Annotated in this window: 2 protein-coding genes; one reads left to right on the forward strand and one right to left on the reverse strand. The window is 66.0% G+C overall.

The genetic code is table 11. The features are described from left to right. The first annotated feature begins 516 nt into the window (after positions 1–516). Positions 517–651 (forward strand): hypothetical protein, encoded by a 135-nt coding sequence (locus tag AC1D01_RS34465; RefSeq protein WP_477873972.1) that lies wholly within the window; start codon positions 517–519, stop codon positions 649–651. Between the two features lie 50 nt (positions 652–701). Here the strand turns inward: AC1D01_RS34465 and AC1D01_RS34470 are convergent. Next, positions 702–1,433, reverse strand: a 732-nt coding sequence (locus AC1D01_RS34470) for a hypothetical protein (protein ID WP_477873974.1), incomplete at its 5' end; no start/stop codon positions are given.

Here is a 1,433-nt window from a genome sequence, read left to right on the forward strand (position 1 = left end):
CTGCAGACGCGCGGAAAAGAACAAGACGATGCGCATGCCGTTCGGCTTTCGCGTCGAATAGGCACCCGCTTTCAACGCCGGGCCGGACACGGGTGTGGCATTCCTGCGAACCGTGCGGTCGTCCCGCCGACAGGTATGAAGAGCAGCCGCCGGGGCGGGCGCCCGCCGCTAGAAACCGCAGCCTCGCTCGCCGTAGTTCAATGGGACACCTTAATCGGCAGACGGCAATCTGCGTATCACATCCGTATCACTGCGAAGAATTGTTCGCGACTTGGTGTGCCGCGAGAGTGTCGAACGGATCTAAACGGAAGCAGAAGCTTCCGCAAAGGGCGAGCAGGCCTCAGGAACATCTGTCTCCACGGAGTCAGTCTGCGCCGTCTGTGGACCGCTCGTGAAAGACTGCTTCGATGTTGTTGCCTTCCTCATCGAGACGAAGGCGCCGTAGTCACCACGGTGGTAGCGCGGCCGGTAGCCAGGGGCCCCGTTGTCAGTCGCTCCGAGTGCAATCGCCGTAGCGTGAAAGCGATCTACGGCATCCTTGGACTTGGCGGCGAAAGCGACGTGAGCGTTCCGGACATGGTCGACCACGGCGTTGGGCAGATGATCGTCTTTCATCAACGCATCTTGCGCCAAGAGGCGCCATGCGTTTGATCTGTTGATTGCGAACTACGCCCCGCGGGGCCTTCAGGCAACTCACCGCTCTACCGCGCGTCGCACATCGCATCGGCAGCAACCGACTCGATCCTGCCGGGCGTGAAGCTGACGTCCCGCGACTTGTGCTCGTCGAGCTCTCGTCCACCAGCACCTTGTGCAGCCAAGCGCTCCAGAACAAGCAGCGGCCGCAAGGCGGCCAGCGCCAGCGCCCCCAGCGCGGCTCCCCACGCGATCAAAGCCCACCCCGTGGCCTGTTGGTCGTCGATCAGGTAGTTGACGCAGAGCGCCTGCTCGGTCTCACGGTACAGCAGCCCCGCGGTGGCCGTCATCCATGCCGCGTTGGTCAGGAAGAACGCAGCGACGACGGGCGACATCCGGGGCCGCGAAGCGCGCAGCAGGCCACCTGCCCCCGCCCACATGCCGACCTTCACGAAGCGCACGCCGGGCTCCAGCACAGCCAGGTCCAGCGCAGCCGGCACCATCCACAGCGCCAACACGCAGGTAGCCACGGTCGCGCCGAAGAGCCCACCAGCATCCACGCGGAGGCACACGGCAGCACTCCGCGGCCAGGCACCGCCGATTACCCACCCGCCCAGCCACAGCAGAGGCAGCTCCACCGCCATGTGCAGGCTCATGCGCGCCTCCAGCCCGCCGCGCACGACCGGCAGGGCCAGCAGCAGGAGCAGGAGCAGCGCGGGGAGGCATCGCAGGCGCGTCATCGACGCGTGCCCTCCAGCTGCCGCGCCAGTGTCAGTGCGCGCTGCCAGTCGGCGGTATCG

This window comes from Rhizobacter sp. P3_B12, from assembly GCF_056402895.1.